This window comes from Cupriavidus sp. MEYA8 (genome assembly GCF_059278825.1).
In genome coordinates, this window is sequence record NZ_CM181222.1 from 1,429,793 (window position 1) to 1,456,781 (window position 26,989).

Annotated in this window: 22 protein-coding genes and 4 pseudogenes; 11 read left to right on the forward strand and 15 right to left on the reverse strand. The window is 69.7% G+C overall.

Going from position 1 to position 26,989, the window contains the following annotated elements:
* Positions 1-9 precede the first annotated feature (9 nt).
* Together AC5WJ1_RS23685 and AC5WJ1_RS23690 are read right to left on the reverse strand one after the other, a co-directional pair.
* Positions 10-1,416: a heavy metal sensor histidine kinase gene (locus AC5WJ1_RS23685; protein ID WP_494476590.1), complete on the reverse strand. Its 1,407-nt coding sequence runs from the start codon at positions 1,414-1,416 to the stop codon at positions 10-12.
* On the reverse strand, positions 1,413-2,105 hold the full coding sequence (locus AC5WJ1_RS23690; protein WP_135703162.1) for a heavy metal response regulator transcription factor: 693 nt from the start codon (positions 2,103-2,105) through the stop codon (positions 1,413-1,415). The genes AC5WJ1_RS23685 and AC5WJ1_RS23690 overlap by 4 nt, the downstream gene beginning before the upstream one ends.
* A gap of 158 nt (positions 2,106-2,263) precedes the next feature.
* Here AC5WJ1_RS23690 and AC5WJ1_RS23695 point away from each other — a divergent pair, with 158 nt between their 5' ends.
* The 4 genes from AC5WJ1_RS23695 to copD are packed head-to-tail and all read left to right on the forward strand — an operon-like array spanning position 2,264 to position 6,512.
* Positions 2,264-4,141 (forward strand): copper resistance system multicopper oxidase, encoded by a 1,878-nt coding sequence (locus tag AC5WJ1_RS23695; protein ID WP_135703161.1) that lies wholly within the window; start codon positions 2,264-2,266, stop codon positions 4,139-4,141.
* Positions 4,141-5,148: a copper resistance protein B gene (locus AC5WJ1_RS23700; protein WP_431189869.1), complete on the forward strand. Its 1,008-nt coding sequence runs from the start codon at positions 4,141-4,143 to the stop codon at positions 5,146-5,148. Before AC5WJ1_RS23695 ends, AC5WJ1_RS23700 begins: the two co-directional genes overlap by 1 nt.
* A 44-nt stretch (positions 5,149-5,192) precedes the next feature.
* The gene (gene copC, locus AC5WJ1_RS23705) at positions 5,193-5,579 is read left to right on the forward strand and encodes a copper homeostasis periplasmic binding protein CopC (protein WP_494476591.1); all 387 of its coding nucleotides are present in this window, start codon (positions 5,193-5,195) and stop codon (positions 5,577-5,579) included.
* Positions 5,580-5,588: 9 nt separating this feature from the next.
* Complete coding sequence (gene copD / locus AC5WJ1_RS23710; protein WP_135703158.1) at positions 5,589-6,512, forward strand: copper homeostasis membrane protein CopD; 924 nt, start codon at positions 5,589-5,591, stop codon at positions 6,510-6,512.
* A 25-nt stretch (positions 6,513-6,537) separates the two neighbouring features.
* Here copD and AC5WJ1_RS23715 read toward each other — a convergent pair whose 3' ends face one another.
* The 3 genes from AC5WJ1_RS23715 to AC5WJ1_RS23725 all read right to left on the reverse strand — a co-directional run bounded on the left by AC5WJ1_RS23715 (position 6,538) and on the right by AC5WJ1_RS23725 (position 8,867).
* Positions 6,538-7,050, reverse strand: coding sequence for a DUF6644 family protein (locus tag AC5WJ1_RS23715; protein ID WP_434034428.1), 513 nt, complete (start codon positions 7,048-7,050; stop codon positions 6,538-6,540).
* A gap of 15 nt (positions 7,051-7,065) precedes the next feature.
* The gene (locus AC5WJ1_RS23720) at positions 7,066-7,428 is read right to left on the reverse strand and encodes a DUF6152 family protein (protein WP_133095868.1); all 363 of its coding nucleotides are present in this window, start codon (positions 7,426-7,428) and stop codon (positions 7,066-7,068) included.
* A 113-nt stretch (positions 7,429-7,541) separates the two neighbouring features.
* Entirely contained in the window at positions 7,542-8,867 is a 1,326-nt protein-coding gene (locus tag AC5WJ1_RS23725) for a tetratricopeptide repeat protein (protein WP_133095867.1), read from the reverse strand.
* Between the two features lie 218 nt (positions 8,868-9,085).
* Here AC5WJ1_RS23725 and AC5WJ1_RS23730 point away from each other — a divergent pair, with 218 nt between their 5' ends.
* Complete coding sequence (locus AC5WJ1_RS23730) at positions 9,086-9,526, forward strand: FKBP-type peptidyl-prolyl cis-trans isomerase (protein ID WP_494476592.1); 441 nt, start codon at positions 9,086-9,088, stop codon at positions 9,524-9,526.
* 19 nt (positions 9,527-9,545) lie between these two features.
* On the opposite strand, the gene AC5WJ1_RS23735 is transcribed toward AC5WJ1_RS23730, so the two are convergent.
* Positions 9,546-10,412: an MlaA family lipoprotein gene (locus tag AC5WJ1_RS23735; RefSeq protein WP_494476593.1), complete on the reverse strand. Its 867-nt coding sequence runs from the start codon at positions 10,410-10,412 to the stop codon at positions 9,546-9,548.
* Between the two features lie 32 nt (positions 10,413-10,444).
* Entirely contained in the window at positions 10,445-13,087 is a 2,643-nt protein-coding gene (gene hpnN / locus AC5WJ1_RS23740; RefSeq protein ID WP_135703155.1) for a hopanoid transporter HpnN, read from the reverse strand.
* A gap of 175 nt (positions 13,088-13,262) precedes the next feature.
* Here hpnN and AC5WJ1_RS23745 point away from each other — a divergent pair, with 175 nt between their 5' ends.
* Positions 13,263-13,895, forward strand: a complete 633-nt coding sequence (locus AC5WJ1_RS23745; protein ID WP_135703154.1) for an MlaC/ttg2D family ABC transporter substrate-binding protein — start codon at positions 13,263-13,265, stop codon at positions 13,893-13,895.
* On the opposite strand, the pseudogene AC5WJ1_RS23750 reads toward AC5WJ1_RS23745, so the two are convergent.
* The 4 genes and pseudogenes from AC5WJ1_RS23750 to ispH all read right to left on the reverse strand — a co-directional run.
* Positions 13,892-14,265: pseudogene (locus tag AC5WJ1_RS23750) on the reverse strand (lysylphosphatidylglycerol synthase domain-containing protein); the annotation flags it as partial. The gene AC5WJ1_RS23745 and the pseudogene AC5WJ1_RS23750 sit on opposite strands and share 4 nt — an antisense overlap.
* A gap of 1 nt (position 14,266) precedes the next feature.
* Positions 14,267-14,555 (reverse strand): annotated as a pseudogene (locus AC5WJ1_RS23755) (ChbG/HpnK family deacetylase); the annotation flags it as partial.
* 103 nt (positions 14,556-14,658) lie between these two features.
* Positions 14,659-15,831 (reverse strand): adenosyl-hopene transferase HpnH, encoded by a 1,173-nt coding sequence (gene hpnH / locus AC5WJ1_RS23760; protein WP_133095862.1) that lies wholly within the window; start codon positions 15,829-15,831, stop codon positions 14,659-14,661.
* Positions 15,832-15,852: 21 nt separating this feature from the next.
* Positions 15,853-16,878, reverse strand: coding sequence for a 4-hydroxy-3-methylbut-2-enyl diphosphate reductase (gene ispH / locus AC5WJ1_RS23765; protein WP_135703153.1), 1,026 nt, complete (start codon positions 16,876-16,878; stop codon positions 15,853-15,855).
* Positions 16,879-17,111: 233 nt separating this feature from the next.
* Here ispH and hpnA point away from each other — a divergent pair, with 233 nt between their 5' ends.
* Positions 17,112-18,116, forward strand: coding sequence for a hopanoid-associated sugar epimerase (gene hpnA / locus AC5WJ1_RS23770; protein ID WP_135703152.1), 1,005 nt, complete (start codon positions 17,112-17,114; stop codon positions 18,114-18,116).
* A 40-nt stretch (positions 18,117-18,156) separates the two neighbouring features.
* Here the strand turns inward: hpnA and AC5WJ1_RS23775 are convergent, their stop codons facing one another.
* From AC5WJ1_RS23775 to AC5WJ1_RS23785, 3 genes and pseudogenes are all read right to left on the reverse strand, one after another.
* The gene (locus tag AC5WJ1_RS23775) at positions 18,157-19,305 is read right to left on the reverse strand and encodes a glycosyltransferase (RefSeq protein WP_135703151.1); all 1,149 of its coding nucleotides are present in this window, start codon (positions 19,303-19,305) and stop codon (positions 18,157-18,159) included.
* Between the two features lie 172 nt (positions 19,306-19,477).
* The gene (locus AC5WJ1_RS23780; protein WP_135703150.1) at positions 19,478-20,857 is read right to left on the reverse strand and encodes an amino acid permease; all 1,380 of its coding nucleotides are present in this window, start codon (positions 20,855-20,857) and stop codon (positions 19,478-19,480) included.
* Positions 20,858-21,170: 313 nt separating this feature from the next.
* Positions 21,171-21,398 (reverse strand): annotated as a pseudogene (locus AC5WJ1_RS23785) (quinonprotein alcohol dehydrogenase); the annotation flags it as partial.
* On the opposite strand from AC5WJ1_RS23785, the pseudogene AC5WJ1_RS23790 reads away from it, so the two are divergent.
* Positions 21,394-21,714: pseudogene (locus AC5WJ1_RS23790) on the forward strand (ankyrin repeat domain-containing protein); the annotation flags it as partial. The pseudogenes AC5WJ1_RS23785 and AC5WJ1_RS23790 sit on opposite strands and share 5 nt — an antisense overlap.
* An 11-nt stretch (positions 21,715-21,725) precedes the next feature.
* Here AC5WJ1_RS23790 and AC5WJ1_RS23795 read toward each other — a convergent pair.
* Complete coding sequence (locus AC5WJ1_RS23795) at positions 21,726-22,790, reverse strand: YVTN family beta-propeller repeat protein (RefSeq protein WP_135703149.1); 1,065 nt, start codon at positions 22,788-22,790, stop codon at positions 21,726-21,728.
* Between the two features lie 314 nt (positions 22,791-23,104).
* Between AC5WJ1_RS23795 and AC5WJ1_RS23800 the strand changes: the two genes are divergently transcribed.
* The 3 genes from AC5WJ1_RS23800 (at position 23,105) to AC5WJ1_RS23810 (ending at position 26,952) form a co-directional block, all read left to right on the forward strand.
* Positions 23,105-23,866 carry an NADPH-dependent F420 reductase gene (locus AC5WJ1_RS23800; protein WP_133095856.1) on the forward strand — a complete coding sequence of 254 codons (762 nt, stop codon included), beginning with the start codon at positions 23,105-23,107 and terminating at the stop codon, positions 23,864-23,866.
* A gap of 173 nt (positions 23,867-24,039) precedes the next feature.
* A complete protein-coding gene (locus AC5WJ1_RS23805) occupies positions 24,040-25,590 on the forward strand; it encodes a DUF1800 domain-containing protein (RefSeq protein WP_431189877.1) in 1,551 nt (516 codons plus the stop codon).
* 27 nt (positions 25,591-25,617) lie between these two features.
* On the forward strand, positions 25,618-26,952 hold the full coding sequence (locus AC5WJ1_RS23810) for a DUF1501 domain-containing protein (protein ID WP_494476594.1): 1,335 nt from the start codon (positions 25,618-25,620) through the stop codon (positions 26,950-26,952).
* Positions 26,953-26,989: the final 37 nt, after the last annotated feature.

The window sequence follows — 26,989 nt, forward strand, 5'->3', positions numbered from 1 at the left end:
CGCCGGCAATCACGTCCGCACGATGTCCTGTTCGCGCCGCGCGCGGAACGTCAGCACGAAGCGCGTCCTGCCCGCGATCGACTCGGCGGCGATGGCGCCGCCATGCGCGGCCATGATCGCCTGCGTGATCGCCAGGCCCAGCCCGGTGCCGTCCGACTCTGGCCGCGCGCGCGACTTGTCGGCGCGCGAAAAACGGTCGAACAGCGACGGCACGAATTCGGGCGGAATGGTTTCGCCTTCGTTTTCGACCACGATATCCACTGCGTCCGCGCCGTCCTGCGCGCTGGCGCGCGGCACGATCGTCACCACGATCGGCTTGCCCGCGGCGGCGTGCCGCAGCGCGTTCGACAGCAGGTTGCTGAGCGCGCGCCGCACCATCAGCCGGTCGCCGGTGATGCGGCCGCTGCCGTGCTGCCGCAGCTGCACGCCCTTGTCTTCTGCCAGCGCATCGTAGAAGTCGAACAGGGCCGCGACTTCCTGCTCGAGCGTGATGGGCTCGGCGCTGGGCAGCGTGATGCCGTGTTCCATCTTGGCCAGGAACAGCATGTCGGACACCATGCGCGCGAGCCGCTGCAGCTCCTCGGCGTTTGACGCCAGCACCTCGCGGTACTTGGCCGCATCGCGCGGCTGCGACAGCACCACGTCGGTCTGCGTCATCAGGTTGGTGATCGGCGTGCGCAACTCATGCGCCAGGTCGGAGGAGAATTCCGACAGGCGCCTGAAGTCGTCCTGCAGCCGCGCGAGCATGGCGTTGAGCGTGGCGGCCAGGTCGGCCATTTCCACCGGCACCGCTTCCACCGGCATGCGCTCGTCGAGCTTGTGCGCGGTGACCGTGCGTGCGCGCGATGCCATGGTGCGCAGCGGCGCCAGCCCGCGGCGGGCCGCCCACCAGCCCAGCAGCCCGCTGGCCAGCGCGGCCAGCGCGGTGTAGAAGGCCAGCGACTTGCGGAACGCCTGCATGAAGTGCGCATGCAGCGCGGTGTCCATGCCGACCACGATGCGCAGCGCGCCGGCACCCGGCACCTGCGCCACGGCGCGCAAGCCGCGGTAGGCCTGTCCGCTCTGCTCCCAGGCGAAGGTATCGCGCTGCGCTGCCGTGGCAACGGCCTGCGCGGGGCCGAAATCGAAGCCATGCGTGGCGTACACGCGTTGGCCATCCGCGTTGCGCACCTCGGCGACGAAGCCGGGATGGTGCTCCAGCGCCTGCCCCAGCCGCTGCGGCAGCGACGCCATCGGGCCTTCGGCCGCGATCTTGCGGACCAGGCGCACGTTGTCGTCCAGCACGGCATAGTCTTCGTCGGCGAAATGGCTGTCCATCGCCAGCCAGATCAGCACGCCCAGCCCCAGCAGCACCACCGCCGACGACAGCGAAAACAGGATCGTGAGCCGCGCCGTCAGCGACAGCCGGGCCTTCATGCCGCATCCTCCGGGTCCGGCGCCTCCAGCACATAGCCCATGCCGCGCACGGTCTGGATCAGCCGGGGCTCGAAGCCGTCGTCGATCTTGGCGCGCAGGCGGCGGATGGCCACGTCGATCACGTTGCTGTCGCTGTCGAAGTTCATGTCCCACACCTGCGAGGCGATCAGCGAGCGCGGCAGCACTTCGCCGCGGCGGCGCGCCAGCAGTTCGAGCAGCGCGAACTCCTTGCTGGTCAGCGTGATGCGGCGCCCGGCCCGTGTGGCGCGCCGGCGGCCCAGGTCGAGCACAAGGTCGGCCACCTGGATCCGGTCGAGCGCCATATGCGCGGCGCCGCGCCGCAGCAGGGTGCGTACGCGCGCCAGCAGTTCGGAGAAAGCGAAGGGCTTGACCAGGTAGTCGTCGGCGCCCAGCTCCAGTCCCTTGACGCGGTCCGCCACGCTGTCGCGAGCGGTCAGGAACAGCACCGGCACGGCGTTTTCGGCGGCGCGCAGCGCCTGTACGATGCGCCAGCCGTCCATGTCCGGCAGCATCACGTCGAGGATGACAAGGTCGTAGGGCTCGGTCATGGCCAGGTGCTGGCCGTCCAGGCCGTTGTGCACCAGGTCGACGACAAAGCCCGCTTCCGTCAGGCCCTGGCGCAGGTACTCCCCGGTCTTGGACTCGTCTTCCACTACGAGAAGCTTCATTGGCCCTGGATTCCTTGCAATCAATGGTTGCGGCAACTGTACGCGCGCGCGGCGCGCGAGAACATGACCGGAAGATTACCGGATTGTCATGTTCCGGTCAGGCGAGGGTAGGGTGGCGCTAGCTACGCTTGGCTTGCCTTGATCAACAAAGTGAAGCCATGCGACGCCACCGACCTACGGGCCTCTTGCTGCCCACGCCTCCCGACCTGCCACGCCGCCGCTTCGTCCAGGGACTGGTGGCCGGCGGCGTGGTCGCCGGGCTGGCGGGGCTTGGCGGCGCCAGCGCGCTGGCCGGCACGCCCCACCGCGCCACCGCTGCCGCCGCGGCGGGAACCGCGCCGGTGCTGCGCGGCACCGAATTCGACCTCGTGATCGGCGAGTCGCTGGTCAACTTCACCGGCAAGCCGATGGTGGCGACCACCATCAACGGCATGCTGCCGGGCCCGACGCTGCGCTGGCGCGAGGGCGACACCGTCACCATCCGCGTCACCAACCGGCTGCGCGAGGCGACCTCGATCCACTGGCACGGCATCATCCTGCCGTTCGGGATGGACGGCGTGCCGGGCATCAGCTTTGCCGGCATTGCCCCGGGCGAGACCTTCACCTACCGCTTCAAGGTGGCTCAGCAGGGCAGCTACTGGTACCACTCGCACTCCGGTTTCCAGGAGATGACAGGCGTCTACGGCGGCATCGTCATCGACCCGGCAGCGGGCCGCGAGCACGGACATGCCGACCGCGACCACACCGTACTGCTGTCCGACTGGACCGACGAAGACCCGATGCGGGTGCTGACCAAGCTGAAGGTGCAGAGCGACTACTACAACTACAACCAGCCGACCGCCGTCGACTTCTTCCGCGACGCGGCACGCGACGGGATGAAGCAGGCGCTGGACAAGCGCCGCATGTGGAACCAGATGCGGATGAGCCCGACCGATCTCGCGGACCTGTCCGGCGCCACGCTGACCTACCTGACCAATGGCGTCACGCCTGCCGGCAACTGGACCGGGCTGTTCCGCCGCGGCGAAACCGTGCGGCTGCGCTTTATCAACGGCTCGGGCAATACCTTCTATGACGTGCGCATTCCCGGCCTGAAGCTGCGCGTGGTGCAGGCCGACGGGCAGGACCTGGAGCCGGTCACCGTCGACGAATTCCGCTTCGGCCCGGGCGAGACCTGCGACGTCGTGGTCGCGCCGCAGGACGACGCCTACACCATCTTCGCGCAGTCGATCGACCGCACCGGGTATGCGCGCGGCACGCTGGCCGTGCGCGAAGGACTGTCGGCGCCCGTGCCCGCGCTGGACAAGCCGGAGTGGCTGACCATGGCGGACATGATGGGCGACATGGGTGGCATGGGTCATGGTGGCGCGCATGGCATGGACCACGGCAGCATGCATGGCATGGCCGCGATGAACCATGGCGCGATGCCGGGCATGGACCACAGCCAGCACGGCATGGACCACAGCCAGCACGGCATGGCGGCGATGCCGGCCGAGGCGTCGCTCAAGGTGCCGAGCAAGGCCGCGCGCCACGCCCGCACCGAGTATGGCGCCGGCACCGACATGCGCGTCGACACGGCACGCACCAATCTCGACGATCCCGGCATCGGCCTGCGCAACAACGGCCGGCGCGTGCTGACGCTGGCCGACCAGCACACCATCGGCGGACCGATGGATCCGCGCGGCCCGGGCCGCGAAGTCGAACTGCACCTGACCGGCAACATGGAACGCTACACGTGGTCGTTCGACGGCGTGGAGTTCGGCAAGTCGACGCCGATCTATTTCAAGCACGGAGAACGGCTGCGCGTTATCCTGCACAACGACACCATGATGACTCACCCGATGCACCTGCACGGCATGTGGAGCGAACTGGAAGCGCCGGACGGCAGCTTCCAGGCGCGGCGCCACACCATCCCCGTGCAGCCGGCACAGCGCATCAGCTTCCTCGTCACCGCCGATGCGCTGGGACGCTGGGCCTGGCATTGCCACCTGATGATGCATATGGATGCGGGCATGTTCCGCGAAGTGGTGGTGGCGTGATGACGGCAATGAAGAAGGCTTCCCGTTCGCTGGCCAGGCCAGCCACCCATGTCGTGGCCGCCGTGCTGGCATTGGCCGCGATGGGCGCCGCGTCGGCGCAGGATCCGCACGCGGGCCACCAGGGCCATGGTGTGCCGGCGCAGGACACCTCCCCGACGCAAGACATGGAACCGATGCAGCCCATGGAACCGATGCAGCCCATGGAACCCATGCAGCCGATGCAGCAATCCGGCGCGATGGATCACGGCGACATGAAGATGCAGGGCGGCAGCGCCCCGCCCGATGCGCGCGATCCGAACGCGTATTCCGGCGGCTACCAGCTCGGCGTCGGCAAGTACGCGCTGGGCGACAAGCGCCAGCTGGTGATGGCCGACGAGCACCTGTTCGCTTCCGTGCTGGTCGACCGACTGGAGTGGGCGCACGCCAGCGGCGAAAACGCCGCGGCCTACGAGGCGCAGGCGTGGTTCGGCAACAGCTACGACAAGCTCGTGCTGAAGGCCGAAGGCGAGGCCGCCAAGGGAAAGATGCATGACGCCCGCACCGAACTGCTGTGGGGCCATGCCGTGGCCACCTACTGGGATACCCAGCTGGGCCTGCGCAACGATGCCGGCAGCGGCCGGCCCGCGCGCAACTGGCTGGCATTCGGCATCCAGGGGCTGGCGCCGTACTGGTTCGAGGTCGACGCCACCGCCTACCTCGGCACCAGCGGCCGCACTGCGTTGCGGCTTGCCGCCGAGTACGAGCTGCTGCTGACGCAGCGCCTGATCCTGCAGCCGCGTATCGAAGCGAACCTGTACGGCAAGAACGACCCCGAGACCGGCATCGGCAGCGGCCTGTCCAGCGGCACCGTGGGCGTGCGCCTGCGCTATGAGATCAGCCGGCAGTTCGCGCCGTATATCGGCGTCGAGCGCTACCAGGCCTTCGGCAACACGGCGGACATGATCCGTACCTCCGGCGGCCGCGCCGGCGAGACGCGCTTCGTGGCCGGCGTGCGCATGTGGTTCTGAGCGGCCGCCATTTTTCTTTCTTACTACCAATACGGAGCACAGCCATGCGAATCAAGCGCCCCCTGATCGCGACCATTGCCGCCGCGGCCGCCGCGCTGGCCAGCAGCGCAGTCCTTGCGCATCCGAGGCTGGTCACGTCCTCGCCCGCCGACAAGGCCGAGGTGGCCGCGCCGCAGAAGATCGAGCTGACCTTCTCGGAAGACCTCGTCACGCAGTTTTCCGGCGCCAACCTGGTGATGACCGGCATGCCCGGCATGGCCAGCCATGCGCCGATGAAGATGGCCGTCAGGGTGTCCGCCAGCAGCGACCCCAAGGCCATGGTGATCACGCCGGCGCAGCCGCTGCCCGCGGGCAGCTACCGCGTCGAATGGCGCGCCGTGTCGGCCGACACGCATCCCGTCACCGGCAATTTCTCCTTCACCGTCAAGTGATCGCGAGCGATGGACTGGCTCGCCGTGGTGCTGCGCCTGGCGCTCTATGTCGTCCTGGGCCTGGCGTTCGGCCTGCCGCTGTTCTGCCTGGCTGCGCTGCGGCGCGATGAACACGGTGCGCGCTTCGCCACGCAGTGCCGTGTCATTGCGCTCGGTTGCGCACTGGCCGGCATCGTGCTGTCGCTGGCCGGGCTGGTGGTGATGGCCAGGACGATGAGCGGCGCGGCGTCGTATGCCGCATTGGACCGCGAGGTCTTCGCCATGATCCTGACCGGCACGGCGTACGGCCTCGCCTGGTCGGTGCGCGTGGCAGCGCTGGTGCTGTGCCTGCCCGCCGTGCTGGTGCTGCGCGCGCGGCCCGTGGCGCAGGCCGTATCGCTGGCGACGCTGTCGGCGGTGGCGCTGGCAGCGCAGCCCTGGGCCGGCCACGGCGCGATGAGCGAGGGGATTGGCCATTACGTGCACCTGGCCGCCGATGCGGCGCACTTGCTTGCCGCGGGTGCGTGGGCCGGTGCGCTGGCCGCCTTCGTGCTGCTGTCGCGGGCACGGCCCGGATCCGATCCCGCCGCGCTGTCGCTGCTCAGCCGCACGGCCAACGGCTTCGCCCGACTCGGCACCGGCATTGTCGTCACGCTGGTGCTGACCGGCGTACTGAACTACGGCTTCATCGTCGGTGCCGCGCTGCCGGACTTCTCGGCCACCGCATACGGTGGCTTGCTGGCCGCCAAGCTCGCGTTGTTCATGGCGATGCTGGCGCTGGCCGCGGCCAACCGCTTCCGCCACGCACCGCGGCTGGCGCAGGCCTTGCGCACGGGCCAGGCCGCCATGGCGGCGCGCGCGCTGCGGCGCAGCGTGGCGCTGGAAGCGGCTGCGGGCACGGCGGTGCTGGCGCTGGTCGCGGCTCTGGGCACGCTGTCGCCCGCAATGAGCTGATTCAGCCGGCGCGCGGTGCGTCCCCTCAGACGTAGGCGATCAGGCGTCCGGCACAGATCACCAGCACCCACATCACCACCGACACGATGGCACTGATGCGCGCGCCGGCCGGCGGCGCGCGCTCAACGTCCCAGCCGAGCCGGCTGTCATGCAGCCGCCGGTAGGGCACGGTGTGGAACCACGCGACGTTGAGCAGCGCCAGCGCGACCAGGAACAGCTTGGCGAGGAAGGCGGGATTGGTGGCCAGTTCGTCCGCGTGCGCCATGAACAGCAGCACGCCGCTGGCGGCGACGGCGATAAAGGCCGCTACCGTGAACGGCAGTGCATGGCGCAGCAGCAGGCTGACCGGCAGCCGGCGCCCGAGCCCGGCCAGGCGCATGTCAACCACGACGATGGAGCCGAACAGCAGCGCCATGCCGGCGAGATGGACGATTTCCACCGCCGGGTAGGCCCACGGGGAGGAGCGCAACGCGGCAGCGAACGGCAGCCGTGCCAGCCCGGCGGCCCATTCGCTCCATTGCGCCAGCAGTGCCGCCATGGCGCACGTGGCGGCTCAGCGCAGCTCGACGGTCTTGCCGTCCACGGTGATGCGCTCGGCGCGCAGCTCGTCGGCCTTGTCCTTGCTGGCGTAGCCGACCAGCGTGACCTCGCGGCCCACGGCGACCTTGTCGGCGGTGGCGCCGCGCGCTTCCATGCGCGACACCGGCGCAAGGATCGCCAGCCAGCGCTTGCCGCCCGCATCGATGCGGATATGCGCGTGCGGGTTCTCGTAGTGGCTCTCGACGATCTTGCCGGTCAGCGTCAGGGGCTTGGTCTCGTCGTAGGTCGACCAGCCGTGGTGGGCCAGGGCGGGTACAGCGGCCAGCGCCAGCGTGGCGCTGGCGGCGAGCATCAGCGAGCGGAAGCGGTTCGGCATGGGGCGGTCTCCGGTCAGGTGCAGGGTCGGGGGCGCTCGGGTGCGGCCAGGTGCGGTCAGGTGCAGTATAGGCGGCGCTGGGCCGCCTCGCGGGTCCGCTTTATGGGGCCACATCATGGCCGGCAGCTGTCCGCGCGCTGCACCAGCCGGTGCAGGCTCGGGCTCACGGGCCTGAGCGCGGCACGCTCGGCAGTCAGCGCAATCGCCAGGTTGCGGCGGCCGGCACGCAGTGCCGACTCGAGCAGCGTCAGGCCGATCACGTCGCGCTGCGCATGGCTGCCGCCGAAGCGATGGGCGATCAGCCGCACCGGCAGCAGCAGGTCGATCGCCCCGGTGTAGTCGCCCTGCTCGAACGCGATCAGCGCATCGGCAACGGGGAGTCCCACGTCACGCGCCATCATGGCGTTGGTGCCGTTGCCCAGCGCGGCGCGCTCGAGCGCGGCCCGCAACTGGTCGACGGCCGCCGGCCGGTGCGCGCCCAGGCTCGCCATCACGGCGTGGACGTCGTTGAAGGCGTAGTATCCGGCCGCGCCGCGGCCCAGCCAGTCGTCCGCCACGGGCTGCCAGCGCGTGCCTACGTCGACGCCACGCAGGCGCAGCCGCCACAGCAGCGCGGAGGCATCCACCAGGTCCAGCGCGATCGCCGGCGCCGGGCGGCTGATCTCGTGGTCGTACAGTGCCAGCACGTCGTCGGTGTTGCCCGCTTCGAGCTGGAACAATGCCAGGTGCCACCAGTTGTGCACGGCCAGCATGTTGTCCTCGGACCAGTCGTCGCGGCGTGCATTCAGCCAGGCGATGCCGTCGTCGAGCCGCCCCTGCATCTCCATCACGTGCGCCACCGCGTGCACCGCCCACGGGTCGCGCGGGTTCAGTTCCAGCGCGCGCCGGCCGCTTTCCTCGGCGCGGCCGTAGAGCTGGGTTTCTTCCAGCCCGAACGCATGCATGCCGAGCAGGTAGCCGTAGCCCGGCATGCCTTCGTCCCAGTGCGGGAGCACCTGCGAGATGCGGTCGCGCAGCATCGACGACTGCCCCAGCAGGAAGTCGCCCAGGTGCGCCACCTGGATCGCCAGCAGGTCGCGCGGATAGTCGACCACGATATCGCCGTACAGCCGCAGCGAGCGCTCAAACTCGCCGTCCAGCCACGCGCGCGCCGCGGCCAGGTGGCGCTGCTCGCGCTCGTTCAGCCCGCCCAGCGCCTCGCCGGCTTCCACGCTGTCGCGCAGCATGGGCTCGGCGGTGCCGTCGCCGGCGGTCAGCATCAGGCCGGCGCGCAAGGCATGGCCCATGGCGAAGCCGGGATCGGCGTCGAGCGCGGCGTCGATGACGCCGAGCGGGTCGCCGTAGTAGCCGTTCAGCAGTCGCAATGCCGTCTCGTACAGCTCGACCGAGCGGGCGTTTTGGGTGGTGACCGCGAGATCCCTTGAGTCCGTCAATGCCATGGCATCCTCCGTGCGGCCCGGCCGCGCCGGGACTGTCAGAATCATCGTAGACCGCAAAACGGGGCATGCAACGGGCCCTGTGTCGCAATCCGGCGCATACGCCGCATACGCCGCATGGCGCAACCCGCCTGTGCTCCATCGGGCGCTGGCACGCCGAGGGGATGCCCGCCTAAGTTACACTGCCGCATCCCAATCACGACAACACGATGGCCTTTCCCATGAAAACTCTCGCGCTTTTTGTCGGATCCCTGACTCTGGCCTGCGCCGCTGCCTCTGCCATGGCGGCGGGGCCGGCTGCATCCACCCCGGCCGCCCCCGCGGCGCCGCAGGCGCTGCCTTCGGGCATGACCATCCAGCACCTGGTCAAGGGCACCGGCGCCTCGCCCAAGGACACCGACACGGTACAGGTCCACTACCGCGGCACGCTCGCCGACGGCACCGAGTTCGACAGCTCGTACAAGCGCGGCCAGCCGATTTCGTTCCCGCTCAACCGCGTGATCCCGTGCTGGACCGAAGGCGTGCAGGCGATGCAGGTGGGCGGCAAGGCCAAATTGACCTGCCCGGCCTCGACCGCCTATGGCGCGCGCGGCGTGCCGGGCACGATTCCGCCGAACGCGACGCTGACGTTCGAGGTGGTGCTGCTCGGTATCGGCAGCTGATCCGGGCGCAGGCGCCGCCTCAGCGCGGCGCCACCGGCTGCGTCGGCGTCGGCGCAGCGGCCGGCGCGGCAGGCTTGCTGTCCTTGCTGTCCTTGCTGTCCTTGCTGTCCTTGTTGTCCTGGTTGTCGCCCTTGCCGCTCGCGTTGTCCGCGTTGTCCAGGTCGTCCTCGTCGCCATAGTCGGGCAGCGCCGTGTTTTCCCCCAGCAGGTAGCGCCTGCGCTGCAGGTACGCGTCACGCACGAACGCATACTTGTCCAGCGCCGCCAGCGACAGCAGGTCGGTCGCGCCCAGCAGGTTGGTGCGCACGTCGACCACGTTGGCGGCAAACAGCGAATTCCGTACCGCCGGTTCGGCATAGGTGATGGGATCGAACTGGAAATTCACATACAGGCCCACGCCGTCGCGGAACGAACTCGGACCGAACAACGGCAGCACCAGGTAGGGCCCCGACGGCACGCCCCACGTGCCCAGCGTCAGGCCGAAATCCTGCGAACGCTTTTCCAGCCCGGCCGGCGTGGCGATATCGATCAGCCCGCCCAGCCCGAGCACGGAATTGACCGCGACCCGCATAAAGCTTTCGGCCGCCGCCACGCCCTTGCCCTGCAGCAGGTTGTTGGCAAAGTTGCCGACGTCGGCGAGATTCGAGAAGAAGTTGGTGACGGCGGTGCGAACGGGCTCCGGCGTGACCGCCTTGTAGCCCTGCGCGACCGGCTTGGCCACGTACTGGTCGAGCTTGTCGTTGACCTTGAACACGGCGCGGTTCATCGGTTCGAGCGGATCGTCGGGGTTGGCCTGCGGGCCGGTGGCGCAGCCGGCGAGCAGGGCCGCGGCGGCGATGGCGGCAAGGGAAATGGCAGGCGCGCGCGGGCGGGTGCGGAAAGGCATCGTACGAAAAAGGTGCGGGAAGTCGGGACGGCTCAGGGCGAAGGCGCGGCGGTTTTGTCGTGGCCGGGCTGCGCCTCTTCGCGCGGGCGGCCCATCAGGATCGGCTGGAAGAACACCGCGCCCACCAGCGTGCATACCAGTGCCAGCGCCAGCAGCTTGCCCATGCTGGCGGTGCCGGGATGGTGCGACAGCCACAGGCTGCCGAAGGCGGTGGCGGTGGTGGCGGCGCTGTACAGCACCGCATGCGTCAGGCTCGATTGCAGCAGCTTGGTCTTGCCGTGCCGCCAGGCGATCACGTAATAGATCTTGAAGGCCACGCCGATGCCCAGCAGCAGCGGCAGCGCGATCACGTTGGCAAAGTTCAGCGCAATGCCGAACAGCACGCACAGCTCCAGCGTGACGATGGCCGACACCAGCAGCGGCACCAGCGTGCGCAGCACGTCGCCGAAGCGGCGCAGCGTGATCCACAGCAGCAGCGTGATCGACAGCACCGCCCAGGCGCCGGCCTGCCCGAATGCCGTCATGATGGTGTTGGCCGAGCCGCGCACGGCGATGGGCCCGCCGGTGGCGGCAGGCTCGGCGCGCTGCACCGCGGCGATAAAGCGGTCCAGCGCGGCCTCTCGCTGCGCGCTGCCGGCCGGCGGCAACTTCGGGCTGATGCTGACCAGCGCGCGGCCATCGGGCGTGACCCAGTCGCGCACCAGTTCAGGCGGCAGTGTCTCGCGGCTGACCGGGCGCGGGCTGAGCGCGAGCCTGAGCCGGGCCAGCGCCAGCTGCAGCGGCAGCGCGATCGCGCGCTCGGCGCGGTCGCGCGTGGCCGCGTTGGCGCCGGCGAGTTTCTTCAGCGTGGCCGACAGGTGCGCCGCTTCGGCCGCGCCGGGGCCGGGATGCTCGTCGGCGGCGATGGCGAGCTGGCGCGCCGCGTTGCGCAGCGCATTGACGCGGGCGGTGTCGTTCGCGGGCGTGGCGGTGGGCTGCGTGAGCGCCGGCATCAGCGCGGCCGACGCCTGCGCGATCGCCTGCAGCTTGGGCGGCTGGTCTTCCGGGATAAAGCTCTGCAGCGTGACAGCGCGCGCCACCTCGGGCAGGGCCGCGAGCCGGGCGGCGCTGTCGCGCGCCGCCTGCAGCGACGGCGCCAGCACGCTCACGTTTTCGGTGCCGGCCTGCGGCGCGTCCTTCAGCGCCAGCAGCGTCGCCATCGATTCGGACTGCGGGTCCTTCAGGTGCAGCGGATCGAAATCGAAACGCAGGCCCGGCAGCAGCGGCGCGCCGGCGAGGATGGCCAGCAGCGTCACCAGCAGCACCGGCTTGCGGTAGCGCTCGAAGAACAGGTCCGCCGGCGCCAGCCAGGCAAAGCCGGGCGCCTCGGCTTCGCCGCCGGGCCGCAGCACGCAGACCAGCGCCGGCAGCAGCGTGAAGGTGGTGGCGAACGCGATCATCATGCCGACGCCGGCGATCAGGCCCAGCTCGGCCACGCCGCGGTAATCGGTCGGCAGGAAGCAGAAGAACGCCGCCGCGGTCGCGGCCGCGGCCAGCGCAAGCGGCGCGCCGACCGCGTGCGCGGCCATTCCCAGCGCCTCGACCGCGTGGTCGCGGTCATGGCGCTCGGCGCGGTAGCGCACCCCGAACTGGATGCCGAAGTCCACGCCGAGGCCGACGAACAGCACCGCGAACGCCACCGAGATCATGTTCAGCGCGCCCACCATGGCCAGTCCCAGCGCCGCAGTGATCACCAGCCCGGCGAACAGGCTTGCCAGCACGGCCACGATCAGCCGCGCCGAACGCAGCGCCAGCCACAGGATCAGCACCACCACCAGTACGGTCAGCACGCCGTTGAGCGCGGCGCCGTCGCTGACCGAGGCAAATTCATCGTCGGCGAGCGCCTGCGGGCCGGTCAGCCGCACCGTCGCCTGGTAGCGCTGCGCCAGCTGCAGGTCGGCGGCCGCCTGCCGGATCGCGCGCGAGGCCGCGGCGCCGGCCTGCAGGTCGCTGTAGTCGAGCACCGGGCTCACGGCGACGTAGCTGTAGGCATGGCCGCCGGGGCCGGGCTTGAGGCTGTCTTCGACCAGTCCGGCCCACGACAGCGCCGCGGGCCTGCCGGCCAGCACCTGGTCCAGTGCCTGTGCGCTGCTGCCGAGCAGCTTGGCCATGTCGCCAAGCTTGACCTGGCCCAACTGCAACGGCAGCGTCAGCGTGGTGGTGAGGGTATCGGAGAGGCCACGCAGCGTGGGGTCGTGCGCCAGCGCGCTGACCAGCGGGCGCGCCTGCACGAGTTGCTGCGACAGCTGGCGGACTTCGTCGGAACTGGCGAACAGCAGCCCGTTGCGTGCGAAGAACGCTCCCCCGCCAGGCTGGACGACGGCGGTGAAGCGCGCCGGCTGGCGGCGCAATGCCTCGGCCAGCGCATCGGCGGCGGCATCTGCCAGCTCCGCGGCTGGCGCCTGGACCACCGCCAGGAGCAGCTGGCCGCGCTGCGGGAAGGCGGCATTGATGGCGGCATTGCGCTGTGCCCACGGCGCGTCCGATTCGAGCAGGCGGCCGATGTCGGTGTTGATCGCGAAGTTGTGCGCGACGTAGACGCCGCTCGCAGCGCTCAGCAATGCCGCCAGCATGATGACCCGCCAGGGCCAGGCCGTGGCGAGCCGGACGATGCGTGTCAGCAGCGTAGTCAGCATGGGCGGATCCGGAAGGAGCACGAACCGCGAGTATATCGGCTGGCGGCGTGGCATATGCGGCATACGGGGCGGAGCAGCGCAGGAGTGTTCCGCTTATACTGGCCGCACACTTGCCAACCGCGCCTGACAGCCATGCGCCACACGCGCGGCCACCCTGTCCTTCCTGCACGAGATCATGAAGAGTTACGGTTTGCTCCCCCTGGTGCCGCTTGCGGCGGTGGTCATGGTTGCAACGGCGCACGCCCAGGCGGTCCAGCCCGGCGCCAGCCCCGAGAAGCTGGTGCAGACGGCGGTCGAAGGCGTGGTCGGCACGATCCAGTCCAACCCCGACACGCGCGCCGGCGACCTCGCCAAGATCACCGCGGTCGTGCGCAAGCAATTCCTGCCTTATGCCGATTTCCGGCGCACCACGCGGCTGGCGGTCGGCAGCGCCTGGCGCAGCGCGACGCCCGAGCAGCAGAAGCAGCTCTACGAGCAGTTCGAGACGCTGCTGGTGCGCAGCTACGCCGTATCGCTGGCGCAGCTGCGCGAGCAGAACGTCAAGTTCCGCTACCAGCCGTCCAAAGCCGGCAGCGACGCCTCCGACGTGGTGGTGCAGACGCGCGTGATCAACAATGCCGACGAGATGCAGATCGACTACCGGCTGCAGCGCACCGCCGCCGGCTGGCGCATCTATGACATCAACATGATGGGCGCGTGGCTGATCGAGGTGTATCGCAAGCAGTTCGCCGATATCGTCGCGCGCGGCGGCGTGGACGGACTGGTGAGCTACCTGACCACGCACAACGCCCGGCAGAACGCCGACTAGGCTTTTCCCGCCTCGCGCGCGCGGCTGCGGCGCCAGCGCCGCAGCTCCACCCACTGCCACGACAGCAGCGCCGGCACGCCGACCAGCACCTCGCGCGCGCGCTTGACCAGCGCCAGCGCCAGCCGACCTGCGCATCCATCCCCAGCGCCTGCCCCAGCAGCATCACCACCGCTTCCTGCACGCCGAGCCCCACTGGCACGAAGAACGCGACGTTGCGCGCGGCCTGCGTCAGCGCCTCGATCACCAGCGCATGCCAGAACTGCACCGGGTGGCCCAGCAGCATCAGCGCAAACCACACTTCCAGCGTGCCGGTGACCAGCCCCGCGAGCTGCCACAACACGGCGCTCACCAGTTCGTTGTGGCGGCGGTTGCAGGATCAGGGCCAGCACGGTCGGGTGCAGGTGGAAATGCTTGTGCGTGTTGACATTGTCCAGCGGCAGCCCGGTCGCGGCGAAGGCGTCGAACTGCGCGCGGATCTCGGCGGCCAGCTGGCGCCGCACATGCGGCAGGAAGAAGAAGCGGCAGCCGTCCGGCGCCATGGCCGAGCCGAAGCGGCCCTGCGCATCGACCAGCGCCGGGATCCGCGCGCGGCAGCGTGGCGGGCCCGTCAGCCAATACCACGTGCAGGCCCACGCGCAATGACGGCAGCCGGCGCGCGCGCTTCGACGGCGCGCCACCGACGCCGCGGCCAGCGCAAGCCCGCCGCCACGCAGGTCAGCGCAGCGCCGGTCAGGCTGGCGGCGAGCATGGCACGGTTCCGGGATCAGTGCGTGGCTGCGCCTTCGGCCTTGGCCGCCTGCCGGCCCTGATTGGCGGGCGGCTTCGCGCGCTGGATTTCCTCGAGCTTGATCTCGACGTGGCGCGAGAATACGTACTCCGCCGGCCGCTGCCGGTCCAGCGCAATATCGGGCGCCATCGGCCCGCTGGTGCGCACCCCGCGCAGGCTCACGCCCAGCGCCTTGAGCGGGTGGGCGAAGGTATCCGCCACCGCGGTGGCCTCGTAGCCGCTGTGCACCATGCAGTCGGCGCACTTCTCGTAGTTGCCGGTGCCGTAGGCGTCCCAGTCGGTCTCGTCCATCAGCTCGCGGAAGGTCTTGGCATAGCCCTCGCCGACCAGGTAGCACGGCCGCTGCCAGCCGAACACCGTGCGCGCCGGGTTGCCCCACGGCGTGCAATGGTAAGTCTGGTTGCCCGCCAGGAAGTCCAGGAACAGCGTCGACTGGCTGAAGGCCCAGTTCTTGCCCGCGCGGCCGCGGCCGAGGATGTCGCGGAACAGTTGCCGGGTCTTGCCGCGGTTCAGGAAATGCTGCTGGTCGGGCGCGCGCTCATAGGCATAGCCCGGCGACACGGTGATGCCGTCCACCCCCAGCGCCTTGACCGAGTCGAAGAAACTGGCCACGCGCTCGGGCTCGGCATCGTTGAACAGCGTGCAGTTGATATTGACGCGGAAGCCGCGTTCCTTGGCCTGCCGGATCGCCGCCACCGCGCGGTCGTAGACGCCTTCCTGGCACACCGAGCGGTCGTGCATCTCGCGGTCGCCGTCCAGGTGCACCGACCAGATGAAATAAGGGCTGGGCTGGTACTGGTCCAGCTTCTTCTCCATCAGCAGCGCGTTGGTGCACAGGTAGACAAAGCGGCGCCGGGCGATGATGCCCTGCACGATCTCCGGCATGTCCTTGTGCAACAGCGGTTCGCCGCCGGCGATCGAGACCACCGGCGCGCCGCATTCGTCGACCGCGTCCAGGCATTCCTGCACCGACAGGCGCTGGTTCAGGATGGGATCGGGGTAGTCGATCTTGCCGCAGCCCGAGCAGGCCAGGTTGCAGCGGAACAGCGGCTCTAGCATCAGCGCGAGCGGATACCGTTTTTGCCGCGACAGATGCTTGCCGACGATGTAGGCGCCCACGCGGGCAACCTGCAGGAGCGGGATGGCCAAGGCAGCTTCCTCTGGTTGGGTTTAGCCGGCGATATTCTCGCTGGTGCCGGCAGCGGCAGGCGCGGTGTCGGCTTCGGCGCGGGCGGCGGCCTTGCCAGCCTTGCGCGGCACGGCGGATGGCCTGACCTCGGCCAGTTCGGCGGGCAGGCGGAATTCGGCATGCTCCTCGCGCCCTGCCATGGTGGTGACCTCGACCGGGCCCAGATTGCGCAACGCGGCGATCACGTCCTCGACCATTTCCTCGGGCGCCGAGGCGCCGGCGGTGATGCCGACCACGTTGGCGTCGCGCACCCAGGCCGGGTCCAGCTCGCTGCCGTCGGCGATCAGGTAGCTGGGCACGCCGCTTTCGGTGCCGATCTCGCGCAGGCGGTTGGAGTTGGAGCTGTTGGTCGCGCCGATCACCAGGATGACGTCGGCCAGCTTGCACAGGTCGCGCACGGCGCTCTGGCGGTTTTGCGTGGCGTAGCAGATGTCGCGCGTATCGGGGCCGACCAGGTTGCTGAAGCGGCGGGCCAGCGCGGCGATGATATTGCGGGTGTCGTCAACGCTCAGCGTGGTCTGCGTGACGTAGGCCACCGGCGTTTCGGGCGGCAGGTCCAGCTGCTCGACCTCGGCCTCGTTCTGCACCAGGATCACCTTGCCCGGGATCTGGCCCATGGTGCCTTCCACCTCGGGATGGCCGGCATGGCCGATCAGGATCACGGTGCGGCCGCTGGCAGCGTACTGACGGCCCTGGGTATGGACCTTGATCACCAGCGGGCAGGTGGCGTCGATGGCATGCAGCTGGCGCTGGCTGGCATCGGCGACGACCGCGCGGGAAACGCCGTGCGCGCTGAAGATGGTCACGGCGCCGGTCGGAACTTCGTCGAGTTCTTCGACAAAACGCGCGCCTTTTTCTTTCAACCCCTCTACTACGTGCTTGTTATGCACAATCTCATGCCGCACGAACACCGGCGCGCCGTGCTTGACGAGGGCGCGGTCGACGATCTCGATCGCGCGCACCACGCCGGCACAGAAGCCGCGGGGCTGAGCCAGAATCACCTGCATAAAGTAGACCCCCAGACCCTTTGCAACGGGTTTCAGCAATTGGGATGGCCGGATTTGCGATCCACAGGCCGGCGCCGCACCGGAGATTCATCAGGATCACATTTCCGTCGCACGATGGTTACTATATACCCGACTCGCGCGCTTTGTCTGGCAGCCCCGCGACCCGGCGGGCCGGACGGCGAGCGCGGCCCGCCGCCTTTGCGGCGCTTGTACCACACCGGGAAAACGGCTTTATGACGAGAAACGATGACGTGCTGGTGACAGGAGCCTCGGGTTTCCTCGGGTCGGCGATAGTGCGGCAGGCCCTGGCGCAGGGTTTCAGCGTGCGCGTGCTGGTGCGCCCGCAGAGCCCGCGCACCAACCTGGCCGGCCTGCCGGTGACGGTGGCCGAGGGCGACATGCGCGACGCCGCCGCCGTGGCCGCCGCGCTGCAGGGCGTGCGCTACCTGTTCCACGTTGCCGCCGATTACCGGCTGTGGGCGCCCGATCCGGAGGAGATCGTGCGCACCAACGTCGATGGCACGCTGGCGGTAATGGAAGCCGCGCAGCGCGCCGGCGTCGAGCGCGTGGTCTATACCAGCAGCGTTGCCACGCTGCGCGTCGCCGGCGCGCAGGCGCCGGTGGACGAGACCGCGCCGATGCACCCGCACGAGGCCATCGGCGCCTACAAGCGCAGCAAGGTGCTGGCCGAACGCGTGGTCGAACGGCTGGTGGCCGAGCATGGCCTGCCCGCGGTGATCGTCAACCCGTCGACGCCGATCGGGCCGCGCGACGTCCGGCCCACGCCGACCGGCCGCATCATCGTCGAGGCGGCGGCCGGCAAGATCCCGGCCTTCGTAGATACCGGGCTGAACCTGGCGCATGTGGACGACGTCGCCGAGGGCCATTTCCTGGCACTGGAGCGCGGCCGCACCGGCGAGCGCTACATCCTGGGCGGTGACGACGTGATGCTGCAGCAGATGCTGCGCGATATCGCCGAGCTGTGCGGCCGGCGTCCGCCCACCATGCAACTGCCGCGCTGGCCGCTGTATCCGCTGGCGCGTGCGGCGGAAGCGGCGGCGCGGGTGACCGGTAAGGAGCCCCTCATTACCGTCGACGGGCTCAATATGTCGCGCTACCGGATGTTCTTCACGTCGGCCAAGGCGCGCCAGCAGTTGGGCTATGCGCCGCGCGCTTACCGCGAAGGGCTGCGCGATGCGCTGGCATGGTTCCGCACGCAGGGATATCTTGGCAAATGAGCGGCAGGTGAGCGGCAGGTGAGCGGGTGAGTGCTGCGCCTCAGGACCGCACCGGCGCCTGTGCCCGCCCCTTCCACTGCCCGCCGCGGCGCAGCCAGTAGCGCCGCGCCGAGTCGATGGTGGCGCCGAGGTAGAACAGCGCCGTCACCGGCAGCAGCGGCGCCAGCCATGCCGGCTGGCGGTACTCGCGCAGCATCGGCAGGTAGGCAAACGCCATCGCGCCCCATGCCAGCCACGCCGGCCACAGCCGCCAGCCGCCGGCCAGCGCCAGCAGCGGCGGCGCCAGGTAGGTCAGGGCCATGCCGGCCACCGCGCCCGCCAGCAGCAGCGGCGAATAGCGCAACTGCGTATAGGCGCTGCGCGCGATCATGTCCCACAGGCTGCGCCAGTCGTCATAGGGACGCAGCGACAGGCTGTCGTCGGCCAGGTCCAGCCGGATCGCGCCGCCGGGCTTGATGCGCGCCGCCAGGCTGCAGTCGTCGATCAGCTCGCCGCGGATCGCGGCAAAGCCGCCGATGCGCGCCAGCGCCGCGCGCCGGGCCAGCATGCAGCCGCCCGCCGCCGCGGCCACGCGCGAGCGCGGGTCGCGCACGCGCGCGAACGGGTAGAGCTTGGCAAAGAAAAAGACAAACGCGGGCACGACCAGCCGCTCCCACGCCGATTCGCAGCGCAGCCGCACCATCAGCGAGACCAGGTCGCGCCGCTCGTGCTCCGCGCGCGCCACCAGCGATGCCAGCACGCCGGGGCCATGCCAGATGTCGGCATCGGTCAGCCAGACATAGCGGGCGCGCGCAGCGATGCGGTCGGCTTCGGCCAGCCCCTCGGACTGGGCCCAGACCTTGCCGCTCCAGCCGGGCGGCAGCTCGCGCGCGCCGGACACCGCAAGCGCTTGCGGACGCGCGGTCGTCGCGGCAGTGGCGCGGGCGAGATCGGCGGTGCCGTCCTGGCTGTGGTCATCGACCACCACCAGCGAGAGCTGCCCCGGATAGCGCTGGCCGAGCACGCCCGCGACCGCGCGCGCGATCACCGCGGACTCGTCGCGGGCCGGGATGATGGCGACCACGTCCGGCCATTGCGCCGGCGCCGGTGCGGCGGCCGGCTTGTGCACGCGCCAGAAGCCGGCGCGCAGCCACAGCAGCCCGCACCAGATCGCCAGCGTCAGCAGCGACAGCGCCAGCGCGATATCCATGGCGATTTCAGCAAGTGGCGCGCCGGCACGCCTTGGCGGCGAGGCGGCGTGGTTGGCGCGGTGCGGCGCAGGTGTCAGGCGTCTCGGACATTCGGCCCCCTGGCAATGGATTGCCCGGGGCCATTGTAGCGAGGTGCGCTGTCACGCGCACCTCGCGCGCACTCGCGCTCGTTCAGGCGCGGTAGCTGACCGGCCCGCGCGAGCGCATGTCCAGCGCGTAGTAGCAGATTGTCAGCAGCACCAGCCAGCCCGGGCCCACGTACAGCGCCACGCGCGTTTCCGGGAAGTAGGCCATCAGCGCCACCACCAGCGCCAGGAACGCCAGCGCGATGTATGAACCATACGGCCAGAACGGCATGCGGAAGGCCAGCGCCTTGCGCTCGGCCGCCGACAGGCCGCGGCGGAAGTTGATCTGCGTGACCAGGATGATGGCCCAGGTCCAGACCGCGCCGAAGGTGGAGATCGCGGTCACCCAGACGAACACCTTTTCCGGCACCAGGTAGTTGAGCAGCACGCCGCACAGCAGCGCGGCGATCGACACCAGCAGCGCGCGGCGCGGCACGCCGTTGCGGTCTACCCTGGCGAAGGCCGCCGGCGCCTGGCCCTGCAGCGCCAGGTTGTACAGCATGCGCCCGGTGCTGAAGATGCCGCCGTTGCACGACGACAGCGCCGCGGTCAGCACCACGAAGTTGATGATGCCGGCGGCGGTCTTGATGCCCAGGCGCTCGAAGGTCAGCACGAACGGGCTGCCCTGCGCGCCGATCTCGCTCCACGGGTACAGCGACAGGATCACGAACAGCGCGCCCACGTAGAAGATCAGGATGCGCCAGAACACCGAGTTGATCGCGTCCGGGATCGACTTCTTCGGGTTGCGCGCCTCGCCGGCGGTCAGGCCGATCATCTCCACGCCCAGGTAGGCAAACATCACCATCTGCAGCGACATCAGCACGCCCGAGGCGCCATTGGGCATGAAGCCGCCATGCGCCCACAGGTTGGAGATGCCGGTGGCGACGCCGCCGTTGCCGAAGCCGAACACGATCATCGCGCCGCCGCCGAACAGCATCAGCACGATGGTGACGATCTTGATCATGGCGAACCAGAACTCGAACTCGCCGTAGGCCTTGACCGCCATCAGGTTGACCGAGCCCATCGCGGCCAGCGCGGCCAGCGCCCAGATCCAGCGCGGCACGTCGGGGAACCACATGCCCATGTAGATGGCCACCGCGGTGATCTCCGCCACGCAGGTCACCAGCCACAGGAACCAGTAGTTCCAGCCGGTCAGGTAGCCCGCCAGCGGGCCCATGTGGTCCTGCGCGTAGCGGCAGAAGGAGCCGGCCACGGGGTTGTGCACGGCCATCTCGCCCAGCGCGCGCATGATCAGGAAGATCATCGCGCCGCCGATCAGGTAGGCCAGCATGATGGCGGGGCCGGCCATCTTGATGGCGCTGCCGGCGCCCAGGAACAGGCCCACGCCGATGGCCGAACCCAGCGCCATCAGGCGGATGTGGCGTTCGCCCAGGCCGCGTTGCAGATGCTCTGCGCTTGCACTCATGTCTCGTTGTCTCCGTGTGATCAGAATGGCCGCGCCGGCCCTTGTGGGGCTGGCGGGGAGCAGCATATCTTCGCGTTCGCTACGGGCCTGCGCCGAGCCGGCAATACGCCACACCGCGCAATCCGCGTGCGCCGGTGAGGTAGCCGCCGTCAGGAAATGTCCAACAAGAGGTCTGGCCGCAAACGGAAAATAGCGGGCAGGTTAATAAGATCACGGGGGAATTTGTTGCTGAATTGCCGTAGAAATTTAAGAAAAATTGCTATGCCTGCTGTGGTAAATGCTTGTTGCGCAACACCGTGTCGGTACGTTGCACGGCGTTGGGCGCCCATTCCACGCCGCCGTTTGCGCCCGGCAGCATGCGCGCGCCTTGCGGGGTGGGCAGGGTCCACATGTTCTCCTGCGGGATCATCGCCTGCGAATAGCGGATCAGGCGGCCATCGCGGCGATCATGCACGTAGACGTGCCCGGTCTTGCCGCCGTGGATGACGCCCGGGGTCATCTGGCCCTTTTCATCGCGCACGTCGACCAGGATGGCCGCCGAACTGAACGCCACCGACCGCGTCAGCAAGACCGCCATGATCTATGCAGCGGGAGAGGGTCGCACGGTGGTGGTGAAGCAGTTGCTGGACGCCGGCGTCGACAGCAACGCGCGCTATGCGCATGGGCTGACGGCACTGATGTGGGCGGCCGGCTATGACAAGAGCGAGGTCGTGCAACTGCTGATTGCACGTGGCGCCGATGCCTCGTTGCGCGATGACCGTGGGCTGACCGCACGCGAGATTGCCGAGCAGGCTGGCGCGAAGAACGTGGTGTCGATCCTGTCGGGCAGCCCTACCGCGGCGGCGCCGGTGAAATGACGCCGCGCCGCTTACGGCGAATCGATCGAACCCACGCTTTTCGGAAAGGTCACGATGCCCCAGCTCAGCGGCAGCCCGTCGAACTGCTTCACCGGCTTGTAGGTGCGCGCGTCGAAGACCAGGACCGCATTGGAGCGGCCGCACGCCACCAGCAGCCGCGCATCGTCCGGCGTGAAGCTGAAATGCCAGCAGCGCTTGCCGACCGGGATCTCGGTCAGTAGTGCGAAGGTCTGCGCATCGAACACCTGCAGGGAGTCGGCGCGCGACGCGGCGACGAACAGCCGCGCGCCGGCGCGATCGAACGCCACGCCGTAGGGACCGGTGCGCGTCGGCACGGTGCGCTGCACGCGGAAGTCCGTGGCGTCGAGCACCACGAAGGCGTTGGTGTTTTCCAGCGTCACCACGTAGCGGGCGCCGTCGGGGCTTGCCTTGATCCCGCGCGGGCGCGAGCCGGCCGGCATCGGCAGCAGCTTCACTTGCCTGCCGCTGGCTTTTTCGTAGACCGTGACGGTGTCGTCGCCTTCGTTGGTGACCAGCATCAGCTTGCCATCGCGCGAGAACTCGATCCCTTCGGTTTCCAGCCCGCTGCGGATGGTCCGGCTCACACGCCAGTCTTTCAGGTCGATCACGGCGATTTCAGCCGGCAGCGGCTTGTCGTCAGTGCCCTTGCCCTTTGCGGGCGGCGTCGGCGCGGCGCCGGGCGGGCCGGAGCGCTCGCCCGGTTCGAACGTGACGAAGGCCTGGTCGCCCGCCATGCGCACGAACTCCGGGTTCTGACCGATCGGCACGCGCCGGACCGGCTGGCCGGTGGCCAGTTCGATCACCGACACGTCGCCGGTGTCCTTGTTGGCCGCCAGCAGGTATTTGCCATCGGCGGTCACGCCCAGCCCGCGCGGGCCCTTGCCACCCGCCGGCAGACTGGCGACGGCTTCGAGCCGCTCCAGGTCGATGACTGCGATACCGCCGCCTTCGGTCGATACGTAGGCCTGCGCCGCGTGGGCTACGAGCGGGCACGCCAGCGCAAGCAAGGCGGCCGCGAAGCTGCATGGCGTACGGCGTAACAGATGCGAGAGCATGGCGATTCCTCCTCGCCGTCGGTGACTGTCTGGATTGGCGGGAAAAGCCTGTGGCTCGATGCAAGCCTGGCAACGGGGTCGGGCGTGGGCCATGGGGTTCCCCTTTCCCCTCTCGCGCCGCATCGCGCGGGCGGCTGTAACGCAGACTTCGTGGCGTGGCGCAAATGCTACCTAATCTAGTCCAGCGCGCAGGCAGTGCCAAGCGCGATGGCCCGGCAAGCCATTTTTTCGCCTAGAGTTCGTTGGGCGGCCGGTGTGCGGCAGGAGATGCGCATGGTGGCCGCGCGGGCAAGCAATCATCCTGGGAGCGCGCGATGCAAGAGCCGGCCAATGTCTTCAATCCCGAACGTCGCCGCATGCTGCGAACGGGGGCAATGGCCATGGTGGCGCTGAGCTTGCCGCCGTTGAGCGCCTGTGCCCGGAAGCCGGCTGCCGCCAGCGACGCGGGTCCGGGGCGCATCGGCGTGATCGGCTCCGGGCGCATTGGCGGCACCATCGGCGGCCTCTGGGTCAAGGCGGGGCACCCGGTCCTGTTCTCGTCGCGGCATCCTGAAGCGCTCAAGCCGCTGGTCGACGGCCTTGGCCCGCTGGCGCGGGCGGGAACGGTCGCCGAGGCAATCGCCTTTGCCGACGTGCTGTTTCTCGCCACCCCGTACAACGCCTTGCCGCAGCTAAGCCAGGAGAATGCCGGGGCATGGTCGGGCAAGATCGTGCTGGATGCCACCAATGCCTTCGCCCAGCGCGACGGCGCGATTGCCGACGAAGCGCAGCGCAACGGCATTGGCATCACCACGGCGAAATACCTGCGCGGCGCGCGCGTGGTGAGGGCGTTCAACTTCATGGGCGCGACCAACTTTGCCAATGAACATCACCGGCCCGGCGGCCTGATCGCCGTGCCGATCGCCGGTGACGACGAGGCGGCGCTGCAGGTGGCGGCGCGGCTGGTGCGCGACGCGGGGTTCGAGCCGGTGGTGGTGGGGCCGCTGGCCAGCGCGGACAGGTTCGCGCCAGGCGGACCCCTGTTTCGGCAGATCGGCACGGCCGAAGAATTCCGCAGGAAGATGAGCGGGCAATAGGGCTGGTCGCCGCGACCTTACCGCGCGCACGTACCGATCAGCGCTGCCGATCGTGCAAGGCAGCCGCCCGCCAAGCGCCCATGTCAACGGAAACGCGCTTGCCCCGTAACATTGACAGTGGGCATGACAAGGAGGCGGGCATGGATGCGGCGCAACAGGCGGGGCATGGCAGGATGCCGCGGCGGCTGGCCGCCTGGCGCGCCGGCGCAGCGGTGGTGCTGGCCGCCTGCGCAGGCGCCTGTGCCCAGATGCCGGACGCCGGCAGCGACAGCGCGACCGACCTGCGCTGGCTCAATACCGTCAGCTTCGGCGCCGACCAGGCCAGCCTGGCCGAGCTGCGCCGACTGGGACGCACAGCCTATCTGGAGCGCCAGCTCGCCATGCCGCTGGCGGATCCGCCCGAACTTGGGGCCGCCATCGCCGCGCTGCCGGCCCTGCAAGGCGACCCCGGCACGCCGCTGCTGGCTGCGCGGCAGGCGCGCGAGCGCATCGACGCGCTGGCCGACGCAGACAGCAAGCAGCAGGCCCGCCAGGCCCTGAACGAAAAAGGCCGCGAGCTGGTGGCCGATACCGCGCGGCGCCACCTGCTGCGGGCGCTGTACTCGCCGGCGCAACTGCGCGAGCAGATGACGTGGTTCTGGATGAACCACTTCAATGTCTATTCGGGCAAGGGGCAGGTGCGCTGGCTGCTGCCCGACTATGAGGAACGCGCGATCCGCCCCCATGCCCTGGGCCGCTTCCGGGACCTGCTGATGGCCACCGTCACCGCGCCGGCGATGCTGCTCTACCTCGACAACGCGCAAAGCAGCGCCAACCGCATCAACGAGAACTACGCGCGCGAGCTGATGGAGTTGCATACGCTGGGCGTGGCGGGCGGCCCCAGCGGCTCGCGCTACACCCAGCAAGACGTGCAGGAACTGGCGCGCGTGCTGACCGGCGTCGGCGTCAACCTGCGCGGCACGCCGCCGCGGCTGCCGCCCGCGCGCGCGGCGCTGTACCGCAGCGACGGCGCGTTCGAGTTCAATCCGGCGCGGCATGACTTCGGCGCCAAGACGCTGCTGGGCCAGCGCATCGAGCCGGCCGGGTTTGCCGAGGTCGAGCGCGCGGTGGCGATCCTGTCGCGCGAGCCGGCCACGGCGCGATTTATCAGTGCCAGGCTGGCCGCTTATTTCATCGCCGACAACCCGCCGCCCGCACTGGTCGACCGCATGGCCCAGACCTTCGCGCGCACCGATGGCAATATCGCCGCGGTGCTGCGCACCATGCTGCTGGCGCCCGAGCTGGACCGGCTGCCGGCTTCTTCCCCGCGCAAGTTCAAGGATCCGGTGGTCTACGTGGTGTCGTCGCTGCGGCTGGCCTACGAAGGCCGGCCGGTCGCCAACCTGCGCCCGGTGCTGAACTGGCTGAACCAGCTGGGCGAGCCGCTGTATGGCCACGTGACACCCGACGGCTATCCCGCGGCGGAGAGCGCCTGGGCCAGTTCCGGGCAGATGGTGCGGCGCTTCGAGATTGCGCGCGCAATCGGCTCGGGACCGGCCGGATTGTTCGCCGGCGATGCGGGCACGCCGCGCGGCGCGCGCTTCCCGGTGATCGGCAACAAGCTCTACTACGACGGCATCGAAGCCACGCTTGGCCCGGCAACGCGCGCGGGGCTGGCGCAGGCGGCCTCGCAGGCGGAGTGGAATACCGTGCTGCTCAGCTCGCCCGAATGGATGCAGCGCTGACGCGCACGGGAAAGGAAGGAGCTCGCCATGCGACGCAGACAATGGCTCGGCACGATGGGCGCCACCGCGCTGGCGTGGGCGCTGCCCGCCACGGTGTCGCGCGTCTACGCGCTGCCGGCGCAGGCCGACGCCCGCTTCCTGCTGGTGTTCCTGCGCGGCGGCTATGACGCCGCCAGCGTGCTGGTGCCGGCCGGCAGCGACTTCTATTACGCGGCGCGCCCCAATATCGCGATCCGGCGACCGCCCGCCGCCGGAGCGGACCCCGACCCCGGCGCCGCCGTCGCGCTGGCGCCGGCCTTTGCCGCCGACAGCGCCGCGCGCGGCATCGGCGGCTGGGCGATGCACCCGGCACTGGCGCCGGCCATGCTGCCGCTGTGGCAGCGCGGGCAGCTGGCCTTCGTGCCGTTTGCCGGCACGCATGACTTGTCGCGCAGCCACTTCGAGACGCAGGACACCATCGAGGCAGGGCTGCCGGGCGCGGGCGACGATCCACGCGACCACAACCGCAGCCAGCTCGCCGCGCTGCGCGGCAGCGGCTTTCTCAACCGCCTGGCGCAGGTGATGGGCGGCCAGGCCGCGCCGGTGGCCTTCACCGATGGCCTGCCACTGGTGCTGGCGGGGCCGCGCGGCGTGCCCAACGTCTCGCTCAAGGGCAGCGGCCGCACCCCGTTCGACGCGCGCCAGGAACAGATGCTGGCGCAGATGTACCGCGGCACGCGCTTCGAGTCGCTGATCGACGAAGGCTTCGAGCTGCGCCAGGCGGTCGCACGCCAGGCCGAGGCGGCCGCAGGGGACATGGCAGGTGGCAGCAACATGGCCGCGCGCCAGCAGGAGATGCAGGCCGCCAACCGCCGCTCGCTCAGCGCGCGCGGCTTCGAAATCGAGGCGCGGCGCATGGCGGGGCTGATGCGCGAGCGCTTCAACCTCGGCTTTATCGACGTCGGCGGCTGGGATACCCACGTCAACCAGGGCGCGGCGCAGGGCCAGCTCGCCGGCCTGCTCGACAACCTCGGCCGCGGCCTGTCGGCCTTCGCCGACGGTATGGGGCCGGCGTGGGGCAATACCACGGTGGTGGTGCTGTCGGAGTTCGGCCGCACGTTCCGCGAGAACGGCACCCGCGGCACCGACCATGGCCATGGCACCGTCTATTGGGTGGCCGGCGGCGCGGTGCGCGGCGGGCGCATCGCGGGCGAGCAGGTCGCGGTGGAGCGCGCGGCGCTGAACCAGGACCGGGACTGGCCGGTGCGCAATGAGTATCGGGCGGTGCTGGGCGGGCTGCTCCAGCGGTTGTACGGCTTGGATGCGGGGCGGCTGGAACAGGTGTTTCCAGGGGGGCGGGCCGGTGATCTGGGACTGATTTGAGTCGTCGACGAGGCACTGCGGCGATTTGAGCCGGCTC

Bases quoted from the DNA above. Each gene is read 5' to 3' on its own strand.
- AC5WJ1_RS23730 (WP_494476592.1), top strand. From the start codon at position 9,086: ATGAAAACTCTCGCGCTTTTTGTCGGATCCCTGACTCTGGCCTGCGCC.
- AC5WJ1_RS23805 (WP_431189877.1), top strand. From the start codon at position 24,040: ATGCCGCGGCGGCTGGCCGCCTGGCGCGCCGGCGCAGCGGTGGTGCTG.
- AC5WJ1_RS23775 (WP_135703151.1), bottom strand. From the start codon at position 19,305: ATGGATATCGCGCTGGCGCTGTCGCTGCTGACGCTGGCGATCTGGTGC.
- copD (WP_135703158.1), top strand. From the start codon at position 5,589: ATGGACTGGCTCGCCGTGGTGCTGCGCCTGGCGCTCTATGTCGTCCTG.
- AC5WJ1_RS23735 (WP_494476593.1), bottom strand. From the start codon at position 10,412: ATGCCTTTCCGCACCCGCCCGCGCGCGCCTGCCATTTCCCTTGCCGCC.
- AC5WJ1_RS23725 (WP_133095867.1), bottom strand. From the start codon at position 8,867: ATGGCATTGACGGACTCAAGGGATCTCGCGGTCACCACCCAAAACGCC.
- copC (WP_494476591.1), top strand. From the start codon at position 5,193: ATGCGAATCAAGCGCCCCCTGATCGCGACCATTGCCGCCGCGGCCGCC.
- hpnA (WP_135703152.1), top strand. From the start codon at position 17,112: ATGACGAGAAACGATGACGTGCTGGTGACAGGAGCCTCGGGTTTCCTC.
- AC5WJ1_RS23810 (WP_494476594.1), top strand. From the start codon at position 25,618: ATGCGACGCAGACAATGGCTCGGCACGATGGGCGCCACCGCGCTGGCG.
- AC5WJ1_RS23690 (WP_135703162.1), bottom strand. From the start codon at position 2,105: ATGAAGCTTCTCGTAGTGGAAGACGAGTCCAAGACCGGGGAGTACCTG.
- AC5WJ1_RS23720 (WP_133095868.1), bottom strand. From the start codon at position 7,428: ATGCCGAACCGCTTCCGCTCGCTGATGCTCGCCGCCAGCGCCACGCTG.
- ispH (WP_135703153.1), bottom strand. From the start codon at position 16,878: ATGCAGGTGATTCTGGCTCAGCCCCGCGGCTTCTGTGCCGGCGTGGTG.
- AC5WJ1_RS23685 (WP_494476590.1), bottom strand. From the start codon at position 1,416: ATGAAGGCCCGGCTGTCGCTGACGGCGCGGCTCACGATCCTGTTTTCG.
- AC5WJ1_RS23780 (WP_135703150.1), bottom strand. From the start codon at position 20,857: ATGAGTGCAAGCGCAGAGCATCTGCAACGCGGCCTGGGCGAACGCCAC.
- AC5WJ1_RS23800 (WP_133095856.1), top strand. From the start codon at position 23,105: ATGCAAGAGCCGGCCAATGTCTTCAATCCCGAACGTCGCCGCATGCTG.
- AC5WJ1_RS23715 (WP_434034428.1), bottom strand. From the start codon at position 7,050: ATGGCGGCACTGCTGGCGCAATGGAGCGAATGGGCCGCCGGGCTGGCA.
- AC5WJ1_RS23695 (WP_135703161.1), top strand. From the start codon at position 2,264: ATGCGACGCCACCGACCTACGGGCCTCTTGCTGCCCACGCCTCCCGAC.
- AC5WJ1_RS23795 (WP_135703149.1), bottom strand. From the start codon at position 22,790: ATGCTCTCGCATCTGTTACGCCGTACGCCATGCAGCTTCGCGGCCGCC.
- AC5WJ1_RS23745 (WP_135703154.1), top strand. From the start codon at position 13,263: ATGAAGAGTTACGGTTTGCTCCCCCTGGTGCCGCTTGCGGCGGTGGTC.
- AC5WJ1_RS23700 (WP_431189869.1), top strand. From the start codon at position 4,141: ATGACGGCAATGAAGAAGGCTTCCCGTTCGCTGGCCAGGCCAGCCACC.
- hpnN (WP_135703155.1), bottom strand. From the start codon at position 13,087: ATGCTGACTACGCTGCTGACACGCATCGTCCGGCTCGCCACGGCCTGG.